Source organism: Rhodococcus sp. NPDC080181 (assembly GCF_040702225.1).
Taxonomy (GTDB): domain Bacteria; phylum Actinomycetota; class Actinomycetes; order Mycobacteriales; family Mycobacteriaceae; genus Rhodococcoides; species Rhodococcoides fascians.
Window position 1 is genome coordinate 59815 of sequence record NZ_JBFBKN010000018.1, and the last position, 12497, is coordinate 72311.

The 12497-nt window shown below is 63.3% G+C and carries 14 protein-coding genes and 1 CRISPR repeat array (1 of these 15 running past the window's edge); of the genes, 3 read left to right on the forward strand and 11 right to left on the reverse strand.

Features of this window, described 5'->3' with window-relative positions:
* Positions 1–400: direct repeats of the CRISPR family, unit length 20 nt; unit sequence TGATCCCCGCGTGTGCGGGG; it begins 113 nt to the left of the window's first position.
* A gap of 64 nt (positions 401–464) precedes the next feature.
* From AB0O58_RS19765 to AB0O58_RS19785, 5 genes are read right to left on the reverse strand one after another with little or no spacing between them, the layout of a single operon-like run.
* Complete coding sequence (locus AB0O58_RS19765; RefSeq protein WP_366238646.1) at positions 465–1160, reverse strand: type I-E CRISPR-associated protein Cas6/Cse3/CasE; 696 nt, start codon at positions 1158–1160, stop codon at positions 465–467.
* Positions 1157–1969 (reverse strand): type I-E CRISPR-associated protein Cas5/CasD, encoded by an 813-nt coding sequence (gene cas5e / locus AB0O58_RS19770; protein WP_366238647.1) that lies wholly within the window; start codon positions 1967–1969, stop codon positions 1157–1159. The genes AB0O58_RS19765 and cas5e overlap by 4 nt, the downstream gene beginning before the upstream one ends.
* A complete protein-coding gene (gene cas7e / locus AB0O58_RS19775) occupies positions 1966–3120 on the reverse strand; it encodes a type I-E CRISPR-associated protein Cas7/Cse4/CasC (protein ID WP_366238648.1) in 1155 nt (384 codons plus the stop codon). The genes cas5e and cas7e overlap by 4 nt, the downstream gene beginning before the upstream one ends.
* A 26-nt stretch (positions 3121–3146) precedes the next feature.
* Positions 3147–3692: a type I-E CRISPR-associated protein Cse2/CasB gene (locus tag AB0O58_RS19780; protein WP_052061390.1), complete on the reverse strand. Its 546-nt coding sequence runs from the start codon at positions 3690–3692 to the stop codon at positions 3147–3149.
* The gene (locus AB0O58_RS19785) at positions 3689–5029 is read right to left on the reverse strand and encodes a type I-E CRISPR-associated protein Cse1/CasA (RefSeq protein WP_366238649.1); all 1341 of its coding nucleotides are present in this window, start codon (positions 5027–5029) and stop codon (positions 3689–3691) included. The genes AB0O58_RS19780 and AB0O58_RS19785 overlap by 4 nt, the downstream gene beginning before the upstream one ends.
* Before the next feature lie 69 nt (positions 5030–5098).
* Between AB0O58_RS19785 and AB0O58_RS19790 the strand changes: the two genes are divergently transcribed.
* A complete protein-coding gene (locus AB0O58_RS19790) occupies positions 5099–7066 on the forward strand; it encodes a DEAD/DEAH box helicase family protein (RefSeq protein WP_366238650.1) in 1968 nt (655 codons plus the stop codon).
* 182 nt (positions 7067–7248) lie between these two features.
* On the opposite strand, the gene AB0O58_RS19795 is transcribed toward AB0O58_RS19790, so the two are convergent.
* Positions 7249–7668 carry a hypothetical protein gene (locus tag AB0O58_RS19795; protein ID WP_032399762.1) on the reverse strand — a complete coding sequence of 140 codons (420 nt, stop codon included), beginning with the start codon at positions 7666–7668 and terminating at the stop codon, positions 7249–7251.
* Positions 7665–8228 carry a DUF262 domain-containing protein gene (locus tag AB0O58_RS19800; protein ID WP_366238651.1) on the reverse strand — a complete coding sequence of 188 codons (564 nt, stop codon included), beginning with the start codon at positions 8226–8228 and terminating at the stop codon, positions 7665–7667. Before AB0O58_RS19800 ends, AB0O58_RS19795 begins: the two co-directional genes overlap by 4 nt.
* Before the next feature lie 169 nt (positions 8229–8397).
* On the opposite strand from AB0O58_RS19800, the gene AB0O58_RS19805 reads away from it, so the two are divergent.
* Positions 8398–8799 carry a hypothetical protein gene (locus AB0O58_RS19805; protein ID WP_366238652.1) on the forward strand — a complete coding sequence of 134 codons (402 nt, stop codon included), beginning with the start codon at positions 8398–8400 and terminating at the stop codon, positions 8797–8799.
* A gap of 158 nt (positions 8800–8957) precedes the next feature.
* Here AB0O58_RS19805 and AB0O58_RS19810 read toward each other — a convergent pair whose 3' ends face one another.
* The 4 genes from AB0O58_RS19810 to AB0O58_RS19825 all read right to left on the reverse strand — a co-directional run bounded on the left by AB0O58_RS19810 (position 8958) and on the right by AB0O58_RS19825 (position 11549).
* The gene (locus tag AB0O58_RS19810) at positions 8958–9689 is read right to left on the reverse strand and encodes a hypothetical protein (RefSeq protein ID WP_366238653.1); all 732 of its coding nucleotides are present in this window, start codon (positions 9687–9689) and stop codon (positions 8958–8960) included.
* A gap of 204 nt (positions 9690–9893) precedes the next feature.
* Positions 9894–10175: a hypothetical protein gene (locus AB0O58_RS19815; protein WP_366238654.1), complete on the reverse strand. Its 282-nt coding sequence runs from the start codon at positions 10173–10175 to the stop codon at positions 9894–9896.
* A 271-nt stretch (positions 10176–10446) separates the two neighbouring features.
* Positions 10447–10908 carry a single-stranded DNA-binding protein gene (locus AB0O58_RS19820; protein ID WP_032399757.1) on the reverse strand — a complete coding sequence of 154 codons (462 nt, stop codon included), beginning with the start codon at positions 10906–10908 and terminating at the stop codon, positions 10447–10449.
* Between the two features lie 449 nt (positions 10909–11357).
* Entirely contained in the window at positions 11358–11549 is a 192-nt protein-coding gene (locus tag AB0O58_RS19825) for a hypothetical protein (protein ID WP_155288622.1), read from the reverse strand.
* Positions 11550–11553: 4 nt separating this feature from the next.
* On the opposite strand from AB0O58_RS19825, the gene AB0O58_RS19830 reads away from it, so the two are divergent.
* Positions 11554–12474 carry a hypothetical protein gene (locus tag AB0O58_RS19830; RefSeq protein ID WP_366238655.1) on the forward strand — a complete coding sequence of 307 codons (921 nt, stop codon included), beginning with the start codon at positions 11554–11556 and terminating at the stop codon, positions 12472–12474.
* Positions 12475–12497 lie beyond the last annotated feature (23 nt).

Below are 12497 nucleotides of genomic sequence, written 5' to 3' on the forward strand. Positions count from 1 at the left end.
AGCCAGGGCTGATCCCCGCGTGTGCGGGGCGGACCACAAAGGCGACGCGCTCACCGTCAAGGACGCGGGTTGATCCCCGCGTGTGCGGGGCGGACGGCAGGCCGATGAGCCCGTTCACCCACATCATCGGCTGATCCCCGCGTGTGCGGGGCGGACTCAGAGGTAGACGCGTTGGCCGCACTGCTCGGAGGTTGATCCCCGCGCGTGCGGGGCGGACGGCTGTGCCACCGGCGGTACTCGTCGACGCCAGGGTTGATCCCCGCGTGTGCGGGGCGGACGCGCGGGATTTCGCCGAGAAGACTGGTATTCCCGGTCGATCCCCGCGTGTGCGGGGCGGACACGTCAACAAAGCGCTCACCTGGGCTGCGAGCGGGTTGATCCCCGCGTGTGCGGGGGGGGACACTTTCTGACCAGGCGAGTTGCAGGAGATGGGTTCGCGGTTCGTTCGGTACCCGAATGCCGTGTCATACCGATCTGGTGAGCAAGAGTCCGCACCCGTAGGCCTTCGCGGTTCCCACGCCGTGGGTGAGCGCAGCGATGTGGGCTTCTGCGTCCATGATGTGCGCTGTACCTGTGTACACAACGGTGGTGTGTGCGAACACGGCCTTCGGTGTTGCCCTGTGGGCTCGGGGTAAGGATTTGATGGCGCTGTCGAGTCGCGGTCCCGCGTGGACGGTGAGGCTTTCGACGTCGAGTCCGCCGGCCGCCAGCATCTTTCGTCCCCAGGCATCGCGTTCTGCACTGGGGAGGGGGATCTTCTTGCCCCGTGCGCGGGGCGCGGTGTCGGTGCGTGGGGCGGAGGGAACCGATTTGGTCGGGGCGGCAGTGAGCTGAAATGCGACAGTCCCCGCCAGCGGTGGATTTCGGCGGCGTTGGTCGATGCTGGTGTGAAGTACACCGGCATCGAAGTGCCAGTCTGGCGGTGTCTTTGCTTGCACGACGAGGCGGACACGATTGTGGGTCTCTAGCGAGAGCGTGTAGAGGATGCCGAGGGTGCGACGTGGTTCGGTATCGGTCGGCAGAATTTGGTCGCGCCAGCCGGACATGACGAGTCTGTGCATGTTGTGGGCATCGACGAGGGTGCGCCTGACCTCAGGGTGGCGTGCGTCGAGTGTCAGGTAGCTGGTGTGCAGTACGACAGTCTCGATATCGGTGGTCATGGGTGCTCCTCGGGTGCGAAGAAGTCGATGATGCTGTTCGCTGGGGCCGCGCTGGAGGGTAGTGAGATGTGGCGTTTCTCGAGGCGTCCGGCGTTGTGGCGGTTGTCGAAACGGGTGGGTTGATCGATCACAATCTCTGTGTCGGGGTGGGGTCTGCGGGTGGGGTGCTCTTCGGTCCAGAGAAGGCGCTGGGCCTGTGAATGGCGTGGGGGGATGAGATCGAGTGCGGCGGTGGGGTCGTCGACGGAGTGAACGGTGGGGTCGGGGGGAGCCGACAGGGGATATGCCCTGCGGCCAAGGTGCAGGCTGCGTGCGGGATCTGTGAGGGCTCTGGCGATCCGGTCCACGAGTTCGCGGGGTCCGGACAACGCAATGGTGAAGTCTGCGTCGCAGAGGTATTCGTCGGTTGTCAGGATCGCCGAGGTCCGTTTCGCCACGAGGGAGCCTTTGCTGTCGCGGTCGATGTTTTTCGGTGCACTGTAGGTCCGCTCGAGGGGCGCTCCTTTCGACGCCGTGCGTGCCAAAGCCGGATCGGAGAGGACTTCTGAGGGGAGCAGTGGGAACGATCCTGATCCGGATGTGTGGAAGTCTGATTCGATTCGGCCGGCTCGGTCGGCCCGCACACCCAGTCTCAAGGCTCGCAGGTCGTTTATGTCATCGGTGCGATCGCGGCCGAGGGCGTTCGCGATCAATCCGATGACGCCGGATTTGGTGGGATGGTCCTGTGTCGGCCGAGTTGAGCTTCTCTCGCGCGTCGACCACGCTTGCTGGGGGCCGGTAAGTCGGAAGGTGACGGTGGCGGTGGTCATCTGCGGACCGTTGCGATGAGATCGTCGAGGCTGCTTGCGATTTCAAGCCCATCGAGGTCGAGTTCGTCGGCGACGGTGGGGTTGATCGCCAGTACTGCGGTCGATCCGCCTGTGTACGGTCGCATTGTGGCGCTGTGGCGCAACAGCCGTGTGGCGGCGTCGATGGTGACCCGGGTTCCGCGGATGGCGGGGGAGAATGCGTCGGCGAGTGAATAGACGGCGGTGCCGGTGTCCGCGAGGACGACGATGGGCAGGGTATGGGCCGCGGAGGACCGCTTCTTTCCGGTCGGTAGGGATCGGACGGACCATTCGATGAGTGCGGCTTCTGCTGCGAGGGCGAGGCGCTCTATCACTGTGGGGTCGGTGGAGGCAGTCGCCAGGTTGGTGCGGAGCTGTCGTCGATCGAGCTCGATGTATCGGTAGAGGGTCGGTGCGGCCAGATCTGCGGTATCGAGCATCATCGATACCGCTTCGTCATCTCTGGCGGCGTCATCGACGGCAGTGAAGAAGTCTGCTTCGAGCGCCATCGGATCGACGGAGAATGCGTGTGCGACCGAGACTGCGCCGTCGATGTTGCGTCCAGGGATTTCCGCGAGCATGCGACCGAACAGAGCTAGGTCGATGGTCGCGTCGACGTCGAGTGCTGCGTGGGCGGCCGCCATCACTTCGTCGGGGATGCTCAGGGCCGCGTCGGACTTCTTCTTCGTGGTCCCGGTATCGGCGGCGTAGACGATGGAACCGTCGTGCTCTGCGAGGACAGCGGCGACGCGTGAGGGAAGGTGCTCGGACGCGAACACTGCAGCGGCGGTGTTGCCTGTCTTCTCGTTGGCTTTGAGCCCGAGTCGAGTGAATAGTGCTGCTGATACCGCGGACGCGCGGTGGGGGTCGATGCCGTGGTGGGTAGCAAGAACATCTGCTGTGAGCTGAGGGAAACGGGTGGTGCGTAGGCCGAATGCTCCGCCCTCGATGGCTGCGGTGCGGACGCCGGTGCGGATGGCGCGCTTCCACGATTGGCTCGACACGCGGACGCGGGTTACGCCGTCGACGGTGATCTTCTTGATGGCTCCAGCGTCGTCGCGGTTCAGTAGTGATGCTGGTACGGCATGCAGGATATGGAGAGCGAGGAAGGGGGCAAGCGTGGTGTCGGGCATGGTGGTGTCCTTTGACGAGTCGTTTGTCAGGATGCGGAGGTGGGTGCGGGTTGATAGGTATGGAATTGCCGGGCCCAGAGGACGCGGGTTATGTTGCGTGTCTGTGGGTTTCGCCATGCGTGGATTTCGTCGGCGACGCTGGACCAGCGCGGGGGGTAGTCGGAGGAACGTAATGCTGCACCGATCGCGTCGACGGTGAAGGAGAGCGCGGGGTCGCTGTCGACTGTGGTCAGTCGGGTGAGGAGTCTGAGTGCTGCCGGGTTGCGGGGGCCACGAGCCCCGGGGGAGCCGATTGTTCGCAGTGCATGCCCGAGCCCTGCACCCTCGGTTCCGTAGCGGACGGAGGCTCGCCCGAAGTGCCATCGGGCGAAGAGTTTTCCCGTCAGTGCCCAGGAAATCCATTGCTCGTCGTTCGCCTCGGCAGTGAGCCCGATGACGACGGGGTCGACGATGCCTTCTGGCTGCCATTTGCTGAGCCGTCTGAGCGCGGGGTCATGTGCGTGCGCAGCGGCGGCCAGGGTACGGATGTAGCGGTCAGTGGCTGTCGGAGCGGTGGGCTCAGGCTCGGTCATTGGCTTGTGTCTCCGTCGGCGATCGAAGTTGTCGGGGTCATCGCTGCTGCTGCAGCGGTGGGTGATGCGGCAACGATGGTGGATGCGAAGTCGGTGATGGAGGTGTCGGCGCAGGCCCGCATGTGTGCGATCGCGTCGGCGATGGTGGTCTGGGCGGTCAATGCGGCTCGGACGATGGGCTCGAAATCAGTGTTGAGGCGGGTCGTGGTCGGCATCGACCGCTTCCACCATGCGTTGGTCGAGGTAGGCCCCGATGATGGGGCCAGGATGCGTCCGGCGGAAATGATGCGTCCGATCAGGCGCTTGCGGGTTTCGGTGATAGCAGCGTCGAGTTCGGCCGCGCAGGCCCGGCTGATGAGTGGTACCGGCAACGTTCCGGTGACCGGTCCGTCGATGCGCGATTGGTAAGCCGCCAATCCTGCCAATCTGATTCGTCCGTTCGAGGGGAGTTCGGCCGCGAAGACGCCGGGCGCATCAGCGGATGCGTAGGCGGTGAGGAGTTGTCGCCACGGGGGGCGGCTCAGGTGTACATCCCATGCCGTGTAGGGATCGGCTGGCTTCTTTTTGGTGAAAGTTGTGTGGGGCACCAGGTGTGGGTCGGTGCTCTCGCCGTAGCGCAGTCCTTCGGTGATCGAGACTCCACCGACATAGCCGTCCGAATCCGGTACAAGCAGTATGGATCTGCTCTGCCACGTGAGTCCGTCCGCTTGACCGCCTGAGGGAGGTGTGTCTGCAGGGCGACCTCCTGGCCAACTGTGATGGAACGTTCCAGCAGGACCGGGGCGACGGTTGGCGACCAGGGTGTCGGCGAGGTTTCCAGCGTCGACCCAGGCGAATGGGCGCGGTGATGCAATTGCCGACTTTGCCGACTTGACCCCGAAGACCGACTCCGGAAAGGGCTGGATGCCCCCGACTGAGAATTGCTGCCGCATCAGCAGTGCTCGGGCAGCTGCGGCCGGTGTGAGACGCGTGCCGCTCTCGTTGTGGTGGTGATCGAGAAGAGTGGATCCGTTGCCCGCAAATCGGTAGGGCAACGTCACAATGGGAGAGACTGAACGCTCCGAGAGATGTTCTCGCAGCTGTGAATTCTGCCAGAACGGATCGGAACTGCCGAAGAGTTCCCATCGCCGTGCCGTGCCGTTCAGCCAGCGAGCAGGGTCGCCATCGCTGACCAGGTCGATGGCCAGAAGCATGCGTAGGATCGCAGCGTCCTCGAGGGCATCACCGGAGGTGACATCGAGGATATCCCCGCGGTCACGGACGGCGTCGGCCACACTCACTGTTGCTGGGCCGTCGACAGTGAACACATCGATCCACGGGTCGGTCAGAAGGTTCATATCTAGAACACTAGATATCGCATACGACAAAGATATTCCGGATTTGATTGTCGGCTACGGTCTACTGCTATGCAGACCGCCGCGATCGGCTATCGACTTCGCCCCCACCAGAGCCTGGCCATCGAACAGATCGGTCAGACGTGGGACGCGGGGTCGACCCGTGCAACACTTGTAATGCCCTGCGGGACAGGCAAGACGGTTGTGATGCACGCGCTCCTCGAAATGCAGTCGACGCGACCTGCCCGGACAGTGGTGTTCGTACCGACAGTCCGTCTGCTCGTACAGACCATGAACGTTCTTCGGTCGGCGTCGCCTGGATCGACGTTGATCGCAGTCTGTAGCGCCAACCGTGCAACGACAGACGAAATCGGCGCAGCGGAAGGGCCGACAGAAGAGCCGGACCTCGATCCGAGGACCGCTGTCGCCGCACTCGACGTACACGGCACCACCGACCCCGCCGAACTCACTGCACTCCTCGCTGGCTCTACGGACACTCTTGTCGTCGCGACCTATGCATCTTCGATGGCGGTCGCCGCCGCGACAGTGGCATCGGCGATCGTGTGGGACCTGCTGATCTGCGATGAAGCCCACCGCACCGCAGGGAGAGCCGATAAAGCATGGAGTATCCCGCTCGACAACACGATGATTCCTGCGCACCGGCGGCTCTTCGCCACCGCCACGGTCCGCGAAGTGGAGTTGGGTCTCGATGACCCAGAGGAATTAGGTCCAACCGAGATCAACTCGATGACCTCGGTGGCCGAGTACGGTCCGATCATCGCGCCGATCAGTCTGCGCAGCGCCATCTCCGAACGCCTGCTCTCGGACTACCGCATCGCCACCATTGGTGTGGAGGAAGCCGCAGCCTTCGAGGTCCTCGAGACGCAAGCAATCGATAACCCTCAGCTCGATCCCGCCGCCGCTGCCGCGCAGCTGGCTCTGTTGCGTGCCGCGGAGTCGATGCCAACTCTGCGGTCGGTGATGGTGTTCCACAACAGGATCGACGTCTCACGCGCGTGGGCCAGCCAGTTTCGTGCGCTGGCGCGTGAGGCAGGAAAGCGTGTGCGTGTTTTCCACGTCGATGGCGGTAGCGATCCCCGCCATATCTCGGCGGCGCTCTCTGCGTTGGCTCATCGCTCGGATGAGCTTGTCGTCGTGTCCAATTGCCGACTGCTCGCGGAAGGAATCGATGTCCCCGCGCTCGACGCCGTGATGTTCGCCGCGCCGCGGTCGAGTGCACCCGACATCGTTCAGATAGTCGGGCGAGTGCTCCGGCCCCATCCGGAGGGGCACCACAACAATGCACTGATCATTCTGCCGGTGCTGCATCGGAAGGACATGAACACCAACACGACCACCGAGGAGCGAGTCGCTCGGACCCGCTATCTCACTGCGTGGCAAGTACTGACGGTTCTCGCAGAAGAAGACGAAATGATCTACACCTCGTTGGTCGAGCACCGTCGCGCGATGGACGGCGATGCCCCGCCTCCAGGCCCGGACAACAGAGTCCGGTTCGACGCCCTTGAGCTCCCGATCAATATAGGCGATGGATTCGTCCTGGAAATTGTCCGAAGGACCACCAGCGGATGGCTGCGTGTCCACCATCTCCTACGTCAGCAAGCACTCCACGGAAAGACCGTCAATCCCCGCGTCGGGCTGACCGTCCGCGACTCCAACACCTCCAGCGAATACCCACTGGGAGCGCGGGTCGAGGCCCTGCGGCGCGCGAAATCCGCAGGGCGGGTACCGAAGCGAATCATTGCACTCTTCGATGACGACCCACTACTTGCCGGATGGTCGTGGGACAAAGCCGCCGGCCGCAATTCAGCACTATCGGTCGATCGAAAGATCGATCTCGTCGAGCGCTACATCTCGCTGACCCGGATCCCCCACATCCTGCCCTCCGCCACGGTCGATGAGCCCGAGACTGGGCGAAGAATCAAGATCGGAGCCTGGGTTGCAAACCTCAGGCCCAGCTCACTTACACCGACACAGCACGCCCGAATGAGCGCGCTGCTCCCTGATCGGTTCCGTCCATGACCAGGAATGCCCCGTGAACGCTCCGAACATCTTGGAGGAGAACGCTGATCACGCGTTTGGCTTGGATCGAGGTGGTGGCTGACCCTCAAGCCGTTCGGGCGCGCCATCTCGACCCACCAAGTCGCTGCCGGGATTGCTCACACTCGGGTCGAGGAACTGCCACACGATCACCGGTGCCACGGCTACTCGATCAGCGGACGCAGGCCGAGCGCGAGTTCCGCCGCAGCGATGGCCTCGTTCTTGCGGTCTTGCCAAGCTGAGGGATCGCCGGCGTCGACACGAACCGTGCTGCTCATCGGCAGTTCGTACGGGAGCGTCCCGGCACCGGCCGAGATCCACAGATGAAATCTCCCGCCCGTTTTCCAACTACCGTCGGCCTTGAGATAAGCCGCGCGGTCGTGTGTGGCGTTGACCCACTGCACTTTTCCGATGCCGCCGTCGTCGTAGTCGTAGATCGGACTGATCCGTTTGTCGGGACCCCGTCCTCTGCTGGACGCCTCCTCGGGAGTGACTGCGACAGGGAAGCCGTCCAGCCAAAATCTGTCGATGTCGGCTGCCTCGTGGTCGTGCAACTGAACCCAGCCGTCGGTGTATATCTTCATGAATCCCTTTCGTCTGTCGTGGTTGATGTGTCGTCGATGATGAGGTCCGGATCGACATCCCCCTGAGCGAGGCCGCCGAAGTTCACGAGCTCGAACAGTTCCCGCTCGGCGTCCATCGAAGCCATGCGACCCTCGCAGACCCCGATGGTGAGGTGTTTGAGGCGGCGCTGCGTCGCAAGGTCCAGGTCGGAGTGGAAGACCCATCCTTCCATCGGACGGCCCGAATCGGCATGGGTGAACCATGCTCCGTCGAGTGAGAACCCCCCGAGAAGAAAACCCGTGATTGCGCTGATGCGCTGCTTGCCATCGACGATCGCGAACCACGCACAGGACTCTTCTCCTGTGTCCGAGAACTCCGCGGAAAGCCGGTCGTTGACGACCAGTGCAGGAATCGGGATCCCCGACAGGAGCGAAAACCACAGTGCGCGTTTGCGTTCCAGGCCCCAGACCGTACCGCGCTGATAGGGAGGGTTCGTGTCCAAGTGATCGAGATAGTACGACAGGAACTCGATGGGTCGATTCGTCACCGTGAGCGAAGCGCGCGGCAAGTTGATGGGCACTAGGAAGACCTTTCTGTGCGCAGCGGTGTCATGCAGAGTAGGAGCGGTCAGCCGGTTGCGGTGTCATGCAGAGTAGGAGCGGTCAGCCGGTTGCGGTGTCGACCTGGTCCGAGTGCACGGTCGGTTCCCATTCGGTTGATCGAATCAAGATTTGTCGAGCATCGAGGCCGTGAATCGCTCTCAGGGTAGCGATGCACCCGAGCAGCGCCTCGAAGCCCGACATTTCCTTACCGGCGCAGTGATCGGCACCATCGACGGCAAGATCGGACATCAGCGTCAGCGTTTCGGTCTCGCTGAGATTCCGTTGAAAGCGGTGCGCGATTGCTACGGAACACGCGAGCGAACGCCACTGTTGCGCAAGCGTGTCCGTATTGCGAGCGGTGGCTGTCTGCCGGCAGAGGCGAGCCGCTTCGTCGCAGAGAGCCGCAAGTGCGGGCACTTCGGTGGCGATTCCCCAATGGGGATGGTCGAGCATGTTTGCGAACCAAGCCCATCGACGGGACGGGCATTCGAGAGCGTCGGGTGGGTCGAGGTGGCCGAGGCCGAGGTCGACGACGAGATCGCCGAGTGAGCACTCGTCATCTCGCAGCTTGTCGGCGAAAGTGGGGCGGTGGACGCGTGTGCTGGTCATGGCGGGCCTTTCGGAACTCAAGAGGGGGTGTGCGCATGCGAAGCCAGGCCCTGAGCGCATCGAGAGCGGGCTGGGTTCGTGCGAGGGGGCGAAGAAGGTCAGAACGGGACTTCGACGGCAGCGTCGGCGAGGCTGATCGAGTGGGCGGCCAGTCGAGAGGTGGCTGTCGAACCGGCGCTCTCGCGGGCGTGAATGAATCGCCACGACCAGTGGGTGGTGACCATTCGCGCTGTTGTGTCGTCGGACCAGAACAACCGGAACGGTGTTCTCTGGCCGCCGTCCGGGCTCCACACGATGAGCGTGGGAATCCCAGCACGAACTGCCGAATCGACGCAGCCCCAGGTACCTTTCGACCGGCCGAGCTGTGCGGCTTGGCTCCTGGACGCGGTCGGCATCGCCAACAACAGTTTTGGTTCGAGCGCGATCATTGCCGCGTTGCGGCGGTGTCCGGCCATCGCGCAGCGGTCGGTGCCGACGTGTCGAGGTGGGCACAGGCTGACGCTCTGCTCCGGATCACGGTCAGCGAAGTCCGGCATGGTGAAGACGTGGGCATCCCACTGGGCGGGGTGAGAGACCGTTTCCCACCCCGGTGAGGCATCACCCGCTGCCTTCCACACGGCGGTGTCGGCTCCACCGGCTCCGCCGTGATCGAGCAGTAGCGGCTGGGGGTCGGAGACGGTGTCAGCGTTGATCAGAGTCCGAGCGGCGATCAGAGCCTGTGCGCCGGCGGCCACTTGGGTATCGCTGGTGGCGTGTCTGCATCCCGAGGTCAGTACACGCCGCCGACCGGCATGTTCCGGGGGAATCGAGTAGATCCGATAGTCGGACATGGGCGGGCTCACTTTCGTCAGGGACGGGTCCTGGCACGTGCGTTGCTTCGTGCTCCTGTGCGTCCTGTCAGCGGCTCTGCCGCTGCGTCGCCGACGGTGAACTGATCTCGTTCTGTCGGAACAGAAACGCCCGGCTCGTCTCACCAGAGATGAGACGAGCCGGGCAACAATCGGCTGAGTCGACCGTCTTCCAGGCGGTAAGTATCAGAGTCCGCCCAGCTCAATGGTGAGATCAATGACGGTGTAGCCGACGATTACCGTGAGCAGAATGAGTACCGCGCAGCAACCGACCAGAATCTGGCGTTCACGGGTCGCGGCCCTCAACCGTCGAATTTCTTCGAGCAACAGATGCTCGGCGACGCCGGGCTCGTACTTCCGATCATGTTCGAGCACAAGGGTTTCCACGGTACTGTCTCGCCGGTTGCGTAGCAGCAGGCCGAGGAGAAGCCAGCCACCGAGGACACCCACCACGACGAGTGCAAGCATCAGTGTCAATGTGGTCGGATTTATCACCAGGGAATTTCCGCTTTCTTCTCGAATGGTCTGGTTTGCCGCGCTTGCGTGTCAGGGGCGTCGATTATGATGGCGAACAGACCGGCTCACCCGTCCCCCCGGGGGAAGTCGGTCGAGTGGCGCAAGCCCTCGAAAGTGGCCGCCCTGAGCCCCCCGCACAGGGCGGCCACTTGCGTACTCCACGATGAAATCTCAGAGCCGGACACCCGTTCAGGGTGTCCGGCTCTGGGTATCGAGATCGTTGTCAGGCGAAGGGCCCGTCGGCGTTCTCAGCGGAGGCCTGCTCGACGGGACCGGCTGCTGCCGCGGCAGCATCGGTGCCACCCTCGGTCTCGGCGTTGCGCTTGCGCCGCGCTGCGGTCTCGGACTTGCTCTCCTCGAGCACCACGTTCTTGATCTCGTTGGTCGCCTCGTACACGGGCTTGCCACCACGGGTGAAGGACTGTGTGTAGGGCTCGTAGAAGATGCCCACCTTGGATCCTCGAGTGACGTAGCTGTAGACGCCCTCGCCCTTGCCCTCGGGGATGAAACCGGTCAGGTCGACGTAGCGCGGCTTGGCTTCGGTCTGGCCGTTGCGCACGAACTCCTCGGAGTACGCGAGCGTGATCTTGACCGTCTTCGAGCCGTCCTGGTTGTCGAAGAACGCGGGATCGCGAGTCAGTCGGCCGGTGACCTTGGCGAAGTTGTTGGCGTTGATCTGCGTCATGATTTTCTCCTGAGGTATGTCCAGGTTGGCCCTGGTTCGATTCGGATGGTCGACCCCTGCGACTGGTGTGTCAGTGGGGGCTCACGGTTTCTCCGGCGAAGGCTCTGCCTGTCGCGGTTTGTAGCTCGTGATTGTCCGTGCACTTTCTCTCGAAGTGCATCGGTGCTATCGCATTTTTCTCGCCAGCGGCTTCGCTGCTGGATTTTTGCGAACTGCTCACTTTCCACACCGAGAAACTCTGACTGATACTCTTTCGGCAAGGACACTACGCGCCATCACCGATCCGCACTAGCTCTGACCAGTGTTGATGACCGCGATCGAAGCGCAACGAATGCAGACTGGAGTTTCTCGGTGACTAAATCGACACGCACGATCGCGGCGGCCGCGATGGTCTGTACCGCGATGCTTGCGTCGTCGGGATGCTCGCTTGTGACTACCAGCGGTATCGACTATTCGTCGGCGAGCGCCGAGCAACCCGCGGGCGCGCCCAGGATCGTGGAAATGACGGTGACCACGTCGTGGCCAATGAGGAACGCGAGCAGGATCCGAGGCATGGATACGCTGGCCGACGGGAAGCTAGTGGCGATCGCGGCACCCGACGTTCCGAATGGCGCAGCGGGGGCATTGTTGTCGATCGACACGGAAGTGAGCACCTCTGTCGATCCGGCGACCTCGCTTCACCCGATCGCCTTCGGTACCGATTACGCAGCAGCTCAGGCGGCGATGATTCAGATCGCCAGAGGGTGGGCCGTTGCGGTAGGGCCGGACGGACACACGGTCATCAGTGCGGGCACTCGCTACGGCGTTCTGAGAGACCTGGGGTTGTCACCAGACGAACCGGGGAACTTCTTCGGGATCGCCACCGACAAACCCGGATCGCCGATCACACCTGTCACGGGAGCGTGCTGGTTCCCCGGCATCGGTGACGAGGCCGCCGGCACATTGACCGCAGACGGGTCGAACACGCTGGAGCGTCGCATCGCTTCACCAGCCGGTCCTGGGGACGGGCGACCCTCGCGAGTACTCATGCAGACAGGGCCGCAGCTCGGCCTCCGTGAGGATCAACAATCCATCACAGATCAGAAGGGGCCAGCGGCACCGCCAAGACTGGCTCCCGCGCAGGAACTCCTCGTCGGGGGACTCGCCGACATGGCCTGCCTGGACAGCACGCAGGTCGAGGACCTGCGCAGTGCAGGTGTGACGGAGGGACTGCGGCCCGGGCGCGGTGCTTCGGTGTTGGCGGTCATCGACCGTCAGCTCGCCGACTCGTGGTTCGACAGCGGCGTCGACCTTGCGAAGAAGACGGTCGAGTGGCACCCCGAGGGAACACACAGCAGTGGTGGGTTGGTCGGTGAGGCAACGGCTGCCGGGCCGGATCGGCTCGACGCGGTGGCGATCGACACCGGAACAGGTGTCGCAGTGGCCGGGTTTCACCTTCAGGGCGAGGGTGTTGCCGACGACGCGCAAATCACGAGCCTGACACTCGACAAAAATGATGGTGCCCGAGGTTGGGTGACGATCCAGGGCCAGGACAGACTGTATGAATTCGTTATTGGTGTGAGATAGTCAGCTTGAAACTAGAGAAAGAA

Excerpts from the sequence above, each read along its gene's own strand:
- AB0O58_RS19790 (WP_366238650.1), top strand. The coding sequence starts at position 5,099 with ATGCAGACCGCCGCGATCGGCTATCGACTTCGCCCCCACCAGAGCCTG.
- AB0O58_RS19785 (WP_366238649.1), bottom strand. The coding sequence starts at position 5,029 with ATGAACCTTCTGACCGACCCGTGGATCGATGTGTTCACTGTCGACGGC.
- AB0O58_RS19815 (WP_366238654.1), bottom strand. The coding sequence starts at position 10,175 with ATGCTTGCACTCGTCGTGGTGGGTGTCCTCGGTGGCTGGCTTCTCCTC.
- AB0O58_RS19780 (WP_052061390.1), bottom strand. The coding sequence starts at position 3,692 with ATGACCGAGCCTGAGCCCACCGCTCCGACAGCCACTGACCGCTACATC.
- AB0O58_RS19765 (WP_366238646.1), bottom strand. The coding sequence starts at position 1,160 with ATGACCACCGATATCGAGACTGTCGTACTGCACACCAGCTACCTGACA.
- cas7e (WP_366238648.1), bottom strand. The coding sequence starts at position 3,120 with ATGCCCGACACCACGCTTGCCCCCTTCCTCGCTCTCCATATCCTGCAT.
- AB0O58_RS19820 (WP_032399757.1), bottom strand. The coding sequence starts at position 10,908 with ATGACGCAGATCAACGCCAACAACTTCGCCAAGGTCACCGGCCGACTG.
- cas5e (WP_366238647.1), bottom strand. The coding sequence starts at position 1,969 with ATGACCACCGCCACCGTCACCTTCCGACTTACCGGCCCCCAGCAAGCG.
- AB0O58_RS19810 (WP_366238653.1), bottom strand. The coding sequence starts at position 9,689 with ATGTCCGACTATCGGATCTACTCGATTCCCCCGGAACATGCCGGTCGG.
- AB0O58_RS19795 (WP_032399762.1), bottom strand. The coding sequence starts at position 7,668 with ATGAAGATATACACCGACGGCTGGGTTCAGTTGCACGACCACGAGGCA.